The sequence below is a fragment of the Klebsiella sp. KTE92 genome, assembly GCF_000398905.1.
Taxonomy (GTDB): domain Bacteria; phylum Pseudomonadota; class Gammaproteobacteria; order Enterobacterales; family Enterobacteriaceae; genus Klebsiella; species Klebsiella variicola.
On record NZ_KB976100.1, the window covers coordinates 3,298,877 to 3,312,777 of the forward strand.

General features: G+C 62.2%; 14 protein-coding genes. 10 read left to right on the forward strand and 4 right to left on the reverse strand.

What is annotated here, in order from left to right; genetic code table 11:
• The first annotated feature begins 17 nt into the window (after nucleotides 1-17).
• Genes A1WC_RS09925 through A1WC_RS09905 form a run of 5 tightly spaced genes read left to right on the forward strand, consistent with a single transcriptional unit; the run spans nucleotide 18 to nucleotide 4,731 of the window.
• Nucleotides 18-1,106, forward strand: coding sequence for an ABC transporter ATP-binding protein (locus A1WC_RS09925; RefSeq protein ID WP_016161358.1), 1,089 nt, complete (start codon nucleotides 18-20; stop codon nucleotides 1,104-1,106).
• Complete coding sequence (locus A1WC_RS09920) at nucleotides 1,099-1,728, forward strand: ABC transporter permease (RefSeq protein WP_016161359.1); 630 nt, start codon at nucleotides 1,099-1,101, stop codon at nucleotides 1,726-1,728. Before A1WC_RS09925 ends, A1WC_RS09920 begins: the two co-directional genes overlap by 8 nt.
• Nucleotides 1,728-2,396, forward strand: coding sequence for an ABC transporter permease (locus A1WC_RS09915; protein ID WP_016161360.1), 669 nt, complete (start codon nucleotides 1,728-1,730; stop codon nucleotides 2,394-2,396). Before A1WC_RS09920 ends, A1WC_RS09915 begins: the two co-directional genes overlap by 1 nt.
• 60 nt (nucleotides 2,397-2,456) lie before the next feature.
• Nucleotides 2,457-3,356: an ABC transporter substrate-binding protein gene (locus A1WC_RS09910; protein ID WP_012541295.1), complete on the forward strand. Its 900-nt coding sequence runs from the start codon at nucleotides 2,457-2,459 to the stop codon at nucleotides 3,354-3,356.
• Nucleotides 3,357-3,414: 58 nt separating this feature from the next.
• Nucleotides 3,415-4,731 carry an NtaA/DmoA family FMN-dependent monooxygenase gene (locus tag A1WC_RS09905; protein WP_228691842.1) on the forward strand — a complete coding sequence of 439 codons (1,317 nt, stop codon included), beginning with the start codon at nucleotides 3,415-3,417 and terminating at the stop codon, nucleotides 4,729-4,731.
• A 47-nt stretch (nucleotides 4,732-4,778) separates the two neighbouring features.
• On the opposite strand, the gene A1WC_RS09900 is transcribed toward A1WC_RS09905, so the two are convergent.
• The 3 genes from A1WC_RS09900 to A1WC_RS09890 form a co-directional block, all read right to left on the reverse strand.
• The gene (locus A1WC_RS09900; RefSeq protein WP_016161362.1) at nucleotides 4,779-5,579 is read right to left on the reverse strand and encodes a phosphate/phosphite/phosphonate ABC transporter substrate-binding protein; all 801 of its coding nucleotides are present in this window, start codon (nucleotides 5,577-5,579) and stop codon (nucleotides 4,779-4,781) included.
• Nucleotides 5,572-6,558 (reverse strand): fatty acid desaturase, encoded by a 987-nt coding sequence (locus tag A1WC_RS09895; RefSeq protein ID WP_008804327.1) that lies wholly within the window; start codon nucleotides 6,556-6,558, stop codon nucleotides 5,572-5,574. The genes A1WC_RS09900 and A1WC_RS09895 overlap by 8 nt, the downstream gene beginning before the upstream one ends.
• Before the next feature lie 74 nt (nucleotides 6,559-6,632).
• Nucleotides 6,633-7,841 carry an ROK family transcriptional regulator gene (locus A1WC_RS09890; protein ID WP_016161363.1) on the reverse strand — a complete coding sequence of 403 codons (1,209 nt, stop codon included), beginning with the start codon at nucleotides 7,839-7,841 and terminating at the stop codon, nucleotides 6,633-6,635.
• A gap of 214 nt (nucleotides 7,842-8,055) precedes the next feature.
• On the opposite strand from A1WC_RS09890, the gene A1WC_RS09885 reads away from it, so the two are divergent.
• From A1WC_RS09885 to A1WC_RS09865, 5 genes are read left to right on the forward strand one after another with little or no spacing between them, the layout of a single operon-like run.
• The gene (locus tag A1WC_RS09885; RefSeq protein WP_016161364.1) at nucleotides 8,056-9,300 is read left to right on the forward strand and encodes an extracellular solute-binding protein; all 1,245 of its coding nucleotides are present in this window, start codon (nucleotides 8,056-8,058) and stop codon (nucleotides 9,298-9,300) included.
• Nucleotides 9,301-9,309: 9 nt separating this feature from the next.
• The gene (locus tag A1WC_RS09880) at nucleotides 9,310-10,218 is read left to right on the forward strand and encodes a carbohydrate ABC transporter permease (protein ID WP_012967786.1); all 909 of its coding nucleotides are present in this window, start codon (nucleotides 9,310-9,312) and stop codon (nucleotides 10,216-10,218) included.
• Nucleotides 10,208-11,047, forward strand: coding sequence for a carbohydrate ABC transporter permease (locus A1WC_RS09875; RefSeq protein ID WP_008804323.1), 840 nt, complete (start codon nucleotides 10,208-10,210; stop codon nucleotides 11,045-11,047). The genes A1WC_RS09880 and A1WC_RS09875 overlap by 11 nt, the downstream gene beginning before the upstream one ends.
• Nucleotides 11,048-11,049: 2 nt before the next feature.
• Complete coding sequence (locus A1WC_RS09870) at nucleotides 11,050-12,012, forward strand: carbohydrate kinase family protein (RefSeq protein ID WP_016161366.1); 963 nt, start codon at nucleotides 11,050-11,052, stop codon at nucleotides 12,010-12,012.
• On the forward strand, nucleotides 11,999-13,084 hold the full coding sequence (locus tag A1WC_RS09865; protein ID WP_016161367.1) for an ABC transporter ATP-binding protein: 1,086 nt from the start codon (nucleotides 11,999-12,001) through the stop codon (nucleotides 13,082-13,084). The genes A1WC_RS09870 and A1WC_RS09865 overlap by 14 nt, the downstream gene beginning before the upstream one ends.
• A gap of 61 nt (nucleotides 13,085-13,145) precedes the next feature.
• On the opposite strand, the gene A1WC_RS09860 is transcribed toward A1WC_RS09865, so the two are convergent.
• Nucleotides 13,146-13,892: a proteasome-type protease gene (locus A1WC_RS09860; RefSeq protein ID WP_008804320.1), complete on the reverse strand. Its 747-nt coding sequence runs from the start codon at nucleotides 13,890-13,892 to the stop codon at nucleotides 13,146-13,148.
• Nucleotides 13,893-13,901: the final 9 nt, after the last annotated feature.

Here is a 13,901-nt window from a genome sequence, read left to right on the forward strand (position 1 = left end):
GAGTGTTGAATTCCACCATGATTAAATTAACGCATCTTTGCAAAACCTATCCAGGCAGCGCCCAGCCGGCCATTCGCGACCTCAGTCTGGATATTGATCATGGCGAATTCTGCACCTTCGTCGGCCCGAGCGGCTGCGGAAAAACGACTATCCTGCGGATGATTAACCAGCTGGATATTCCCGACAGCGGCGACGTCTATATTCAGGGGGTCCGCCTCGCTGACGCTGATATTATCCAGATCCGCCGCCAGATCGGCTTCGTGATGCAAAGCGCTGCGCTCTTTCCCCATCGTACCGTGGCGCAAAATATCGCGACCGTGCCGCGGCTGGCGGGCTGGAGCAAAGCGCGGATCCGCGCGCGGATTGACGAACTGGTGGCGCTGATGTCGCTCGATAGTCATCTGCTGCATCGCTATCCGCATCAGCTCTCCGGCGGCCAGCAGGGGCGCGTGGCCATCGCCCGCGCTATCGCCGCCGACCCGCCCATTTTACTGATGGATGAGCCCTTCGCCGCCATCGACCCGGTGGTCCGCGAACGCCTCCAGGATGAGCTCTTGCTTCTGCAGCAGCGGCTGCAGAAAACCATTGTATTAGTAACCCACGACATCAATGAAGCGATCCGTCTCGGCGATAAAATCGCCATTTTCCAGGAAGGCGGCGTGCTGGCGCAGTTTGATACTCCCGACCGTATTCTGGCCCACCCGGCGAGCGAGTTCGTGCGCCGCTTTATCGGCCCGGAGCCCAATCTGAAGCGGCTGGGCATGATACAGGTCGGCCAGCTGCCGCGTCACGATGTCCCCCTGCTCGACGAAGCGCTGACACCGATCGCCAGTACCCATCCACCGCTGGCCAGCCCGCTGCGTCTGGTGCTTGACCGCCAGCGACGCCCGCTGCACTGGTTCGATCCGCAGCGGGGCCTCACCCTGCCGGTGGAGCGCCCACTCGCCAGCAGCCACAGCCTGCGTTTTGCCTACAGCGCGCTGCTCGACGTGGCGACCGGCGTGCTGGTGCATGTGGATGACGAAGGCCAATACCAGGGGGCGGTATCCCACACCCTGCTGCAGCAGGTGCTCGACGGCGCGGTGGGGGTGCGATCTCATGATTGACGGGAGCTGGGTTATCGATAACCACGCGATGATCGGCGATCTGCTCTGGCAGCATGCGCGGATGGTCCTGCTGGCCCTGCTGTTCGGCTCCCTGCTCACCGGCGGCCTGTTAGCGGTGACCTTACGCTGGCCCGCGACGGCGCAGCCGCTCATCACCCTGTGCGGCGTGCTCTTTACCATTCCCTCGCTGGCGCTGTTTATTTTATTGCTACCGTTTACCGGGCTGTCGCTGACCACCTCGCTAATTGGCCTGACGCTGTACTCGCTGCTGATCCTGCTGCGCAACGTGCTGGCCGGCATGGAGAAGCTGCCGCAGGCGGCGCTGGAGTCCGCGCGGGCGCTCGGCTACACCCGCGGGTTCCGCTTCTTCGATATCGAGCTGTGGCTGCTGCTGCCCTCTCTGTTTGCCGGGCTGCGCATTGCCTCGGTGACGCTGGTCGGCCTGGTCACCGTCACTGCGCTGATCGGCCAGGGCGGGCTGGGGCAGCTGCTGCTGGCGGGTTTTAATCAGGACTTTCTGACGCCGATAGTCGTTAGCCTGGTCCTGAGCCTGCTCCTGTCGCTGGTCTTTGACGGGCTGATTGCCCGTCTTGGCGACTGGCTAACGCCGTGGACCGAATGATGACTCTGCTTCTCGCCACCTTTCACTGGCTAACCCAACCGGAGCACTGGCTGGGCGACGAGGGCATCTTGCTGCGCCTCGGCCAACACCTTTATTACGTGCTGGTCAGTATGGCCGTGGCCTGCGCCATTGCCCTGCCGCTCGGCATCGCGCTGGGCTACTGGCGCAAAGGGGCCTTTGTGGTGATCAACCTGTTTAATCTCGGCCGCGCCATTCCGTCGTTAGGGCTGATTTTATTATGCATCATCGTTTTTGGCTTTAACGATATCCCGGTGCTGGCGGTGCTTATCGCGCTCTCGATCCCGCCCATCCTCACTAACACCTGGGTGGGGATTTATCACGCCGACCGCCCGCTGTGCGATGCGGCCATCGCGCTGGGCATGACCCCCTGGCAAAGCCTGTGGCAGGTGCGGATCCCCCTGGCGGCGCCGCTGATCCTCGCCGGTGTGCGCACGGCGCTGGTTCAGCTTATCGCCACGGCGGTGGTCGCGGCCTATGCCGGTCTGGGCGGGCTGGGACGTTTTCTGATCGACGGCCTCGGGCAGCGGGATATCCCGCAGGTGATCGGCGGCTCGCTGGTGGTTTCCCTGCTGGCGATAGGCGGTGAACTGCTTTTCGCCCGCTGCGCCGGCCGCCTGGTTCATCGCCGTATTGCCGCGCCTTATTAGCGTGAAACTGACATGACCCCAGCGCCTGGGGCTGATTAACCTGAAAATAAAAGAGGTATTATGAAGCAATTATTTGGCAAGGCCGTCACCGCCCGTCGATTTCGTCTCTCGCTGCTGGCCGCCGGGCTCTTCAGCCTGAGCGTTAGCACCTTTGCCGCCAGCGTCACGGTGGGCGGGGCCAATTTTACCGAAAGCTCCATTCTCGCCAACATCTACGCCAGCGCGTTAAAGAAAAACCATATCGAGGCCAACACCCGTCTCAACCTTGGCAACCGGGAAATTATTATTCCGGCGCTGCAGAGCGGTGAGATCGATATCGTTCCGGAATATCTTGGCGCCCTGCTCAATTTCTATAACGGTAAGACCGAGGCCACCAGCCAGCAGGCCGTTAGCGCTGAGCTGGCCCAGGCCCTGCCCGCCGATTTCACCCTGTTGAACCCGGCCCCGGCCACCTCGATCACCGCCTGGGCGGTACGTGCCGAGACCGCGGAGAAATACCATCTGCGCACCCTCTCCGACCTGAAGCCCGTCGCCCCGCAGTTGGTGATCGGCGGACCACCGGAGCTGGCGGTACGCGCCCTGGGCCTGCCGGGGCTGAAGCGCGTCTATGGACTTGAGTTCAAAGCGGTGAAATCGCTGGACATGGGCGGGCCGCTGACCCGGCTGGCGCTCAATTCGGGCAAAATCGACGTCGCGACGGTCGTCTCCACCCAGGGCAACCTGGCGAAGGAGAAATGGGTGGTCCTCGAGGATGATAAACATGAACAACCGAGTCAGAACGTGGTGCCGCTGGTGCGCAAAGCCAGTCTGACGCCGGAGATCAGCGCCGTGCTCAATGAGGTTTCCGGCAAGCTGGACAATGCCACGCTGATTGCCCTCAACCAGCAGGTGGATCTCCAGCATAAAGATCCGGCAGCCGTCGCCGAGCAATGGGTTAATGCCAACCTCACCCAACACTGACCGTCACCCCGCCACGGATGGCGTTCAGCCGCGAGTCCACGCTATGTCTACCCGACACATGATCCTGAACCTGTTCTTTTATAACCCGCAGGGGGATTACCGTTTCTCCTGGCGTCACCCTGACGCACCAGAAGCGGAAATATTTACCCTCAACTATTACGCCAGTCTGGCGCGCAAGGCCGAAGCGGCGACCCTCGACGCTATCTTTGTCGCCGACCATATCGCGGTGTGGGATACGGTGCCCAGCGGCCTGACCCACTATGCCAACGCCCGGCTTGAACCCCTGACGCTGCTCTCCTCCCTCGCCGCGGTGACGGAGCATATCGGCCTGATGGCCACCGCGTCGACCTCCTATAACGAACCCTATAACCTGGCGCGCTACTTTGCCTCGTTGGATTTCCTCAGCAATGGCCGGGCCAGCTGGAATGTGGTGACGTCGTGGCTGGAAGAAGAGGCGGCAAACTTCGGTCTGGAGCAGCTTCCCCGCCACGGCACCCGCTACCAGCGGGCCAGTGAATTCATCGACGTGGTCACTCGCCTGTGGGATTCCTGGGAAGATGGCGCGGCGATCTTCGATAAAGCGCACGGATTATTCGCCGATGCCGGCAAGGTGCATCACCTCGACTATCAGGGCGAGTACTTTCGCGTGCGCGGCCCGCTCAACGTCCCTCGCCCGCCGCAGGGCCATCCGCTGCTGGTGCAGGCCGGCTCTTCAGAGCCGGGAAAAGCGCTGGCCGCCGCCTGGTCTGATATGCACTTCGTGTTTATTCACTCGATCGCCGAAGGGCTGGCCTATCGCGAAGAGATGAACCAGCGGCTGCGCCAGCACGGGCGCGATCCGGCCCATTTCAAAATTATCGCCGGGGTCCTGCCGGTGGTGGTGAACTCCAGCGAGGAAAAGGCGGCCCGCCAGCAGCTTAACGAGCAGCTGATGAGCGACCAGATGGCTATCGACCTGCTCTCCTCTTATCTTCGGATGGATCTCAGCACCCTGCCACGGGACCAACCCCTGCCGCCGCTCCCCGATGAAGAGAGCTTTGATGGCATCCGCACGGCGCTGAAGCTTATCCGCCAGTACGATCCGCGGCTCACCCTGCTGGAGTTGGGGAAATTGTTATTACAGAGTTCCGATAGCTGGCTGCTGCTGGGCAGCGCCGAGGAGATTGCCGCCGCCTTAACGGAGACCTGGCAGGCGGGCGCCGCCGATGGGTTCAACCTGATGTTCCCGCTGCTGCCGGGAGACTTTGACCGCTTTGTTGACCAGGTGGTGCCGATTCTGCAGCGTAACGGCGTCATGCGCGATCGCTACCCGCCCGGCACCCTGCGTGAAAAGCTCGGTCTGCCCGCGGTGGAAAACCGCTTCACCGCGCCGTAGCCCGACGTGGCCCGCCCCGGCACAGACTGCTGGCCGGGGCATTTTACCTATAGCTGGCTGACTCCCAGCGCCGCGGCCTCATCCCGCCACGCCAGCAGCGGCGCATAGGCCTCCCGCGGCATATCGCTATAGCCGCAGATCAGCAAGGCATCGCACAGGGGACGATAGCGCGCATCGCTCACTAACTGCTGGAGCGCCTCGCGCAGGCTATTCAGCGTCGCCGCCGGAGTGGCGCCGGCGGTGATCAGCGGCAGCCCTGGCGCGGCCGGGCTCCAGCCGATCGCCACCAGGCCTGCCAGGACCTGCGGCTGATGGCGCTGCAGCAGCGCGTAGGTCACGCAGTCGATGGCGGCGATATCGGCGTTTTCCTGCTGCAGCTCGCGCAGCGACTGCCGATGGCTGCCGCTGAACACCACCTCCGAAAAAAATCGCCCCTCTCGGGAGAGCGGCGCGACCATTTTACGCAGCACGTTGTAGCCGGACTGCGAGTGCTCGGCATTGCACGCGGCCCGACGGCCAAAAAAATCCCCCAGCATCCGATGACTATCCGCTTCGCGGGCCACCAACAGGCTGCGGTAGCGGCGCCCTTCACAACCGGGCGCGGCGTAGTGGAAACAGCCCACCGTCTGCACCTCCGGCAGCTGGGTCACCAGCGGGTAGCCGCAGGTCTGGCTCAGCAACAGCGTCGGCTGGCGCCAGTGGTCCAGCAGATCCTCGGGGTCAGCCGTCGGAGGATCTCCCGTCACGGTCACGCCGCGTTCGGCCAGCAGCGACTGCACCGCCTGCCACAGGGCCTGGGTCTGTTGACGGTGGATGGCATACATCGGAAAGGTCATGCGTTCAGCCATGTTCTCCTCCCGCTTGCGCCTGCTCGCCAAAGCCCGGATGGGCGTTCACCGCCACCGCCCGGCGGCCAAAATGGCGTCGCCACTCGCCGTACCCACGCACCAGGAACCCCTGATTACGCTGCAGATAAGCCGTCTGGCGATGCAGATACAGCTGACGTAAAGCGTACCAGGGGACCCCTGGCAGGTCATGATGCACCGCATGGTAGTTGAGATTGAGGAACAGCACCCGCCAGGGGAGCCCGGCCTCGTTGATCACCGAGCGGGCCAGCGGGTCATCCGCGGCGCGGTGTTCGAGAAAAGAGCGCACTTTGGTCAGGGCCAGCGCCGGGTAGCTCACCGCCAGCACAAACCACAGTGGGGAAAAACCCTGCGCCGCCATCCAGGTCAGCAGGCCCGTCAGCAGCAACAGATGCAGACTCCACATGGCGATAGCGCGGCGGTCACCCTCGCGGAAAGCCCGCAGCGCGCGGTTCAGGGTGTGAATAATATCCATCAGCGGCGCCAGCAGCAGACGCCCCCAGAAGGTGTTGCGCAGGTGGATAAGACGGCGCTGCCAGGCTGAGAAGCGCTGCCAGCTTTCCGCCGTCACATAGTACGATTCGGGGTCGTCCTCGGGGTGCGTCAGCAGATGGTTGCGATGGTGCGCCAGGTGGCTGTCGCGGTAGATGCCATAGGGATACCAGACCGCCAGCGGCAGCGTCCCCAACAGCTGGTTAAACCATGCCAGCCGGGTGGGATGCCCATGGATAAGCTCGTGCTGTAAGGACATATACCAGGTGGTAAACCAGATCAGCAGCAGCGTGGCCGGCATCAAACCCAGCGTCTGCCAGCCCGCCACGCAGGCAAACCAGCCGCCGTAAACCGTCACAATCAGCAGCCATGTCGGCAGCTCGCTGCGCCACAGCCAGCTGCGCGCCAGCTGGCGGATCAGGATGCGCTGTTGATCATCCACATAGACAGCCGTCTTCTTTTCCGTCACTTCCGATACCTTGCCGTGTTGCCTCATTCCCTCCGAAGATGTGAGATAACACGTTAAATAACAAAGTATTTAATTTACTTAGCTTTGCCAAAAAGCGCGTTTGTATTCACCGCTTTCATCAACACCTGAAACTGCGGATTAAATTCATCAAAGATTGGCAGCGCAGCGGCGCCCAGCGCGGCGGTATCGGTGCCGGTCATCCCCATTTTGACACGCTGCGCCGGCAGGTAACGCCCGCGCACAGACTGATACAGCGGCGGCAGCCGCGCCAGCACTTTCTCCAGCAAGGGGGCGGGCATCATACCGCCCACCACCACCGTCTCGGCATCGAAGACGCACTCCAGCAAATTGATCGCCTGACGCAACGGCGCCAGGATGCTGGTGATCCACTGGTCGAAAAGCGCAGCGTCCACCGACAGCAGATCTTCCGGCAGCGCGCGATAGGGGTCGAGGCCGCAAAACTCATAGGCCGCCTGCAGCGAAACATAGCGCTCAAGGCATCCCTCATTCCCGCAATAGCAAGGGCGACCGTTCGGCGCGACCACAATATGCCCGACCTCACCGGCGTTATGGGCATGGCCGGTATACACATGACCATCGGTAAAAATACCGGCGCCCAGACCGGTGCCAATATAGAGATAGACAAAAGAGTTGAGCTGCCGCGCCACGCCGTGAAAGCGTTCGCCAATGGCGGCCACCGTGGCGTCGTTTTCGAGAGTCACCGGCAGGCCGCTGAATCGCCCGAGCTCCGCCGCTACATCGACCCCTTCCCAGCCGTTGAGCGTCGTGGGCCCCGTCGACGAGATCCCTTCCACGCCAAAGGGCCCCGGCATCACGACCCCCATCCCCAGCACCCGCGACCAGTCCAGCGTCGGCAGCGCACGGATCTCATTCAGCACCTCAGCGAGGCGGGCAAAGGTCGCACCAGGCTGGGGCTTTTGCACCAGAATGAGTCGGCGAAAATGGACCTCGCCGGCCAGATCCACCAGCACCACAATCAGCGTCTGATGATCAAGATGGATGCCAATTGACCAGGCGCTGGCGGGATTGAGGCTCACCGGCACCGCTGGCTGTCCACGGCCGCTGGCGCGCCGCGGTTGGTGGCTGGTCAGGAGATCCATCTGCTCCAGCTCCGCCACAATATTCGACACGGTCTGCGGGGTCAGCGCGGTCAGCCGCGCCAGCTCGGCGCGGGTCAGCTCGCCATGTAAACGCACCGCCTCAATGATCACCCGGCGGTTATGCACCCGGGCATGTTCAAGGTTTGTACCTGATGTTTTCATCGTTTCCCTTCCAGGCTGGACTGGTGAAATTTTAGCCGGCATCACAGATCTGACAACGACCCGCGCAGGCGGGTCTTCGCGATGGCATACCCTTTGCTACGCTTAGTGCTGGGGCCCCTCGGGAGATGTCGCCGATATTGTCGCCCTGATTAAATCAATCAAATTGATTTAATAAATCATAACCCCTTTCAGTACAGCACAGCGGAGAGCAAAGATGAAATACCACAGCGCACTACGGGTCAACGCCTGTCTGCTGGCGATGCTCGTTATCAGCGGGAGCGTCAGCGCAGCGACCCAGATTAATGCCCTGTTCATGACCCAGGCGGCCTATAGCGAAAACGACATTCGCGCGATGACCAGTGACTTCGAAAAGCAACACCCTGACGTGAAGGTCAATCTCGAATTCGTCCCCTATGAAGCGCTGCACGACAAGATCGTCGCCGCCCGCGGCGCAGGGGGTAACGGCTACGACGTGGTGCTGTTCGACGCGATCTGGCCGGCGGAGTTTAGCCGCTTCGATCTGCTGCAGGATGTCTCCTCACGGATTGCCGCCGACGAGCGCGAGAAGATTTTCCCCGGGGCGATGAATACCGTGGTGTATCAAGGCAAAACCCTCGGCATGCCGTGGATCCTCGACACCAAATATCTGTACTACAACAAAGCCATGCTGGACAAAGCGGGGATCAAAACGCCGCCTGCCAGCTGGCAGAAGGTAATGGACGACGCCAAAGTGCTTAAGGACAAAGGGATTGTTAAATATCCTCTGGTCTGGAGCTGGTCGCAAGCGGAAGCGCTGGTCTGCGATTACACCACCCTCGTCTCCGGCTTCGGCGGGAGCTTCTACCAGAACGGCAAGCTCGATTTTTCGACGCCCGCCTCGCTGAAAGCGGTCACGCTGATGAAAACCTCGCTCGATCAGGGGCTGAGCAACCCGGCATCACGTGAATATCTTGAGGAGGATGTGCGTAAGGCTTTCTCCAATGGCGACGCCGCCTTTGCGCTCAACTGGACCTATATGTACAACATGGCCAACGATCCGAAACAGAGTAAAGTCGCAGGTGATGTTGGCATTGTCCCCGCCCCAGGCGATACCCCGGATAAACCCGGCGCCGTCAACGGTTCTATGGGGCTGGGCATCGCCAAAGCCAGTCAGCATCCGGAAGAGGCCTGGCAGTATATTCACTATCTGACCTCCCAGCCGGTACAGGACAAGTATGCCAAACTGAGCTTGCCGGTGTGGAAAGCCTCGTACCAGGATCCTGCCGTTGCCAAAGGCCAGGAGAGCCTGATCGCCGCCGCCGACAAGTCGTTGAACGTGATGCTCTCTCGTCCCGAAACGGCAGATTACTCGCGCCTGTCAAACACCCTGCAACAGCAGCTTCAGTCGGTACTGCAGGGTAAAGCCACGCCCGACGTCGCCCTCAAGGCGGTCGACACCAGCGCGGCCCGTCTGCGTTAAGGAGGCATGATGCTGAGTCTGCAACGACGCGAGCATCGTCAGGCATGGGTGCTGTTAGCGCCCATGCTTATCGCGATGTTTATCCTCACCGCATGGCCGCTGGCGCGCACGCTGTGGCTGAGTTTTACCGATACCGCGCTGGCGGGAAGCGGCGAGGTGACCCACTACGTCTGGCTGGATAATTATCTTTATGCCCTGACCGACCCGGACTTTCGCGCGGCCTTCGCGCGAACGCTCTATTTCACCGTGGTCTCGGTGGCGATTGAGGGGGCGATCGGCGTACTGGTGGCGCTGTTGTTGAATCAGCGTTTTGTCGGGCGAAATGTCCTGCGGGTGCTGGTGATCCTGCCGTGGGCGTTGCCGACTATCGTCAACGCCATGATGTGGCGGCTTAACTTTAATCCCGACTACGGCAGCGTTAATGCTCTGCTCAGCCAGCTGGGGCTGATTGACAGCTATCGCAGCTGGCTGGGCTCGCCGGATTCTGCGCTGCACGCGGTGATGCTGGCGGATATCTGGAAAAACTACCCGCTGGTCACCCTGCTGGTGCTGGCCGCCCTGCAGTCTGTTCCCGACGATCTGTACGAGGCGGCGCGGCTCGACGGCGCCTCGGCCTGGCGGCGTTTTCGCGCCATTACCTTTCCGGCCATTGTGGGTCCCCTTGGCGTCGCGCTGGTGCTACGCACCATTGATGCCTTCAAAGTGTTCGACATTATCTATGTTATGACCCGCGGCGGCCCGCTCGACAGTACCAAAACGTTGAGCTTTTTTGTCTATCAGGAGTCCTTCAGCTACCTGCGCGCCGGCAGCGGCGCGGCCTACGCCATGCTGATGAGCCTGATGTGCGCCGTGCTGATAGCCCTGTATCTGTTTTTGCTGCTGCGTCAGCGGCGCCGGAGTGTTGATGATGAAGCGTAAAGGGTACATCGTACTGCGTTACCTGGCGGCGCTGGCGGTGGCGATCTCGATCCTCGCCCCGATGCTGTGGCTGTTTTTGATGAGCGTCAGCACCACCGCGGACCTCACCCGCGTCCCGCTGGAGTGGCTCCCGCGGCAGTGGGACTTCAGCCGCTATGGCCATCTGCTGTCGCTGGCCCCTGGCGAACCCGGGGCGCTGTTTCTTCCCGCGCTGGGCAACAGCCTGCTGGTGGCCGCCGGGGCGACGCTGGTGTCGTTGTTGCTGGCGATCCCCGCCGCCTTCAGCTTTTCGCGTTATCCCGGCCGCGACGGCTGGCTGTACGCCGGCCTCGGCATCTATATGGTGCCGCCCGTGGCCTTTGTGCTGCCGCTCTATTTTATTCTTGAACACTTTGGCCTGCTCAACACCCGCAGCGGGCTGGTGCTGGTCTACTGCTCGCTGATCGTGCCGTTTCTGACGTGGATGGTCAAAAACCAGTTCGATACCCTGCCGCAGGATATCGAACAGGCGGCCCGGCTTGACGGTCTGCGCATCTGGCAGGTCCTGCTGCGTATCACTCTGCCGCTGGCGAAACCGATGCTTGGCGCCGCCGCGCTGTTCGGCTGGCTGCTGGCGTGGGACGAGTTTTTCTATGCGCTACTGTTCACCAGCAACCTCGCCGCCCAAACGCTGCCGGTGACCATCGCCGGCTTCACCGCCGGCCGCGCCACCGATGACGGGCTGGTGGCGGCGGTCGGCATACTGGCTTCAGTCCCTCCGCTGTTGATTGCTATCTGGCTGCAAAAATCGCTGGTCAGCGGCCTCACCAACGGGGGAAGTAAAGGATAACTATGGATAACACCAGGACACCTGTGCTCTATATCGTGGGCAATTACAATATTGACTTAGTGATGGGAACCCTGACCCACTGGCCTGCTCAGGGGACTGAGATGATGCTCGAGCACAGCGCGCTGCGGCCCGGCGGCTCTGCCGGCAACTGCGCGCTGGCCGCCGCCGCCATGCAGCTTCCGCACTGCACGGTCGGCTGTCAGGGCGACGACGCGTTTACTCCGTGGCTGGCGGCACAGTTTCCCGGCGGCAGCGCACGCTGGCCGCAGTATCCCTGTGAAACTTCGCTGACGGTGGCGATCACCCATCCCAACAAAGAGCGCTCCTTCCTCAGCAACCATGGACATATTACCCGCCTGACCGCCGGGGATGTGTTGAGCCAGCTGCCGGCCGCCGCTGGCGAGGGCGATATCGTGTTGCTCTGCGGTTCCTTTCTCTGTACCGGGCTGCTGTCCGACTATCCGCAGCTGCTCGCCACGCTCCGCCAGCGCGGTTTTACCCTTGCCGTCGATACCGGCTGGCCGCCTCAGGGCTGGAGCGACCCGCTGCGTCATGAGGTCGACCGCTGGCTGGGCGACTGCGACTGGCTGTTGCTCAACGACGTTGAAACCCTGCAGCTGGCCGGCCACCCGACCCTCGCCGAAGCCGCCGCAGCCCTGGCGGCACGGCTCAGCGGCCGCGGCGGGTGCGTGGTAAAGCGCGGCGCCGACGGCGCGGACTGCTGGACGACCGACGGCCATCACCATGCGCCGACCCGGCCAGTCACCGTGATCGATACCATCGGCGCTGGCGACAGCTTTAACGCAGGATTCCTTGCCGCGCTGCTGAGCGGTAAACCTGCGGCAGCCGCGCTGCGCTGGGGAAATACCGTCGCCGCGCAGGCGATCGGCACCTCCCCGCGCCGCTATCCCGACTGGCATACCCTGCAACATCACCTTGAGGAGGCCACCGATGGCCAGTGTTGAACTGATCGATGTCGCCAAGCGCTACGGCAAACAGACGGTGCTCCAGCCGCTGGACCTCACCATCCCCGACGGCAGCTTTACCGTACTGGTGGGCCCTTCCGGCTGCGGCAAGTCGACCCTGCTGCGCCTGCTGGCCGGTCTCGAAACGCTTTCCGGCGGCACCATTCTGATGAACAAGCGGCCGGTCAACGATCTGGATCCGGCCGACCGCGATGTGGCGATGGTCTTTCAGAGCTACGCGCTCTACCCCCACCTGACGGTGGCGGAAAATCTCGCCTTTCATATGCAGGTCAAAAAGGTGGATAAGCAGTTACAGAAAAGCAAAGTGCAGCAGGTCGCCAGCCTGCTGGGGATTGATAAACTGCTGGCTCGCTATCCGCGAGCGCTCTCCGGCGGCCAGCGCCAGCGGGTGGCGATGGGCCGGGCCATGGTCAGAAACCCCCAGGTTTTCCTGTTCGATGAGCCGCTGTCGAACCTTGACGCCCAGCTGCGGATGGAGCTGCGCGCGGAGATCAAATCCCTTCACCAGCGCATCAATACCACCATGATCTATGTCACCCATGACCAGGTGGAGGCGATGACTCTGGCCGATCAGATTGTGGTGATGCGCGACGGGCAGATCGTCCAGCAGGGGGCGCCGCTGGCCATTTACGACCAGCCCTGCAATACCTTCGTCGCCCGCTTTATCGGCTCCCCGCCGATGAATCTCCTGCCCGGTCAGCGCGCCATGCGCGACGGCCAGCCCGGCGTCGCCTGCGGCGCGCTGTGGTTTCCGCTGGCCGAACGCTGGCATCAGGCCGTGGCGCAGCAGGGCGATGCCCCGCTGATTGTCGGTCTGCGCCCGCAGGATATTCTGCCGGATGCGCATGGCGCGCCGGCAACGGTAAACATCATGGAGGTGACGGGGGAATCCACCCTGCTGCATCTCGACTGGCAGGGTTTTCCGGTGCATGTGCAGGTTGCCGGCAGGGTGGCGGTCGCGGCGCAGCAGACGCTGGGGTTGACTCTCCGCCGCGAAAACCTGCATCTGTTTGATGCCGCCAGCGGCGAGCGGCTGGCGGAGACGCGCTAAGGGCGAAGGGAGCCGGTCATCATCCGTGTGGCCGGGCTCCGGGCGAGCTCGTGTTCCAGGGCTACTCCTCTTCCCGCTCCGCTGGGGTCCAGGTCGGCAGCGTCTGGAAGGTGTGCAACAGCCCTTCGGACCAGGCCTTGCGGATGCGGTTGAAGTAGGGATCGCTGTCGGTGATGCGATGCTGCCCGGCACTGCTCAGGCTGCCGCTGCGGTAGAGCAGCGTATCCAGCGGCAGGCCGACGGACAGATTACTGCGCAGCGTCGAGTCAATGGAGATCAACGCGCAGCACATCGCCTGCTCCAGCGGCGTATCGATGGTCAGCACCCGATCGATGATCGGCTTGCCGTACTTGCTTTCGCCGATCTGGAAATAAGGTGTGTCGCGGGTGGCTTCAATAAAGTTGCCCTCCGGATAAATATGGAACAGACGATGGGTTTCGCCGGCGATCTGGCCGCCAAGCAGCAGGTTGCAGTTGAAGTTGGTGTTACTGCAGTTCTGCTGGTTGCTGCTGTCGCGCTGGATCACCTCCAGCAGCGTTTTACCGATCAGCATCGCGGCGTCGTAGAGGGAGGTGACCTGCATCAGATTCGGCTCCTGCTGGGTACGGATGCGCGCGCTGAGCAGGCTTATCACGCTCTGGGTGGTGGCCAGGTTGCCAGCGGATTGCAGCACCAGCACCCGTTCCCCCTCCTGATGGAAAACGTGCAGCTTTTTAAAAGTGGCAATATGGTCGACGCCCGCGTTGGTGCGGGAGTCGGAAGCAAACACCAGTCCATCCGCCAGGCACATGGCCACACAGTAGGTCATTGCGGTTTT

What these genes read in the sequence shown, in the direction of transcription:
- A1WC_RS09925 (WP_016161358.1), top strand. Translation starts at nt 18, where the DNA reads ATGATTAAATTAACGCATCTTTGCAAAACCTATCCAGGCAGCGCCCAG.
- A1WC_RS09920 (WP_016161359.1), top strand. Translation starts at nt 1,099, where the DNA reads ATGATTGACGGGAGCTGGGTTATCGATAACCACGCGATGATCGGCGAT.
- A1WC_RS09915 (WP_016161360.1), top strand. Translation starts at nt 1,728, where the DNA reads ATGACTCTGCTTCTCGCCACCTTTCACTGGCTAACCCAACCGGAGCAC.
- A1WC_RS09910 (WP_012541295.1), top strand. Translation starts at nt 2,457, where the DNA reads ATGAAGCAATTATTTGGCAAGGCCGTCACCGCCCGTCGATTTCGTCTC.
- A1WC_RS09905 (WP_228691842.1), top strand. Translation starts at nt 3,415, where the DNA reads ATGATCCTGAACCTGTTCTTTTATAACCCGCAGGGGGATTACCGTTTC.
- A1WC_RS09900 (WP_016161362.1), bottom strand. Translation starts at nt 5,579, where the DNA reads ATGGCTGAACGCATGACCTTTCCGATGTATGCCATCCACCGTCAACAG.
- A1WC_RS09890 (WP_016161363.1), bottom strand. Translation starts at nt 7,841, where the DNA reads ATGAAAACATCAGGTACAAACCTTGAACATGCCCGGGTGCATAACCGC.
- A1WC_RS09885 (WP_016161364.1), top strand. Translation starts at nt 8,056, where the DNA reads ATGAAATACCACAGCGCACTACGGGTCAACGCCTGTCTGCTGGCGATG.
- A1WC_RS09880 (WP_012967786.1), top strand. Translation starts at nt 9,310, where the DNA reads ATGCTGAGTCTGCAACGACGCGAGCATCGTCAGGCATGGGTGCTGTTA.
- A1WC_RS09875 (WP_008804323.1), top strand. Translation starts at nt 10,208, where the DNA reads ATGAAGCGTAAAGGGTACATCGTACTGCGTTACCTGGCGGCGCTGGCG.
- A1WC_RS09870 (WP_016161366.1), top strand. Translation starts at nt 11,050, where the DNA reads ATGGATAACACCAGGACACCTGTGCTCTATATCGTGGGCAATTACAAT.
- A1WC_RS09865 (WP_016161367.1), top strand. Translation starts at nt 11,999, where the DNA reads ATGGCCAGTGTTGAACTGATCGATGTCGCCAAGCGCTACGGCAAACAG.
- A1WC_RS09860 (WP_008804320.1), bottom strand. Translation starts at nt 13,892, where the DNA reads ATGACCTACTGTGTGGCCATGTGCCTGGCGGATGGACTGGTGTTTGCT.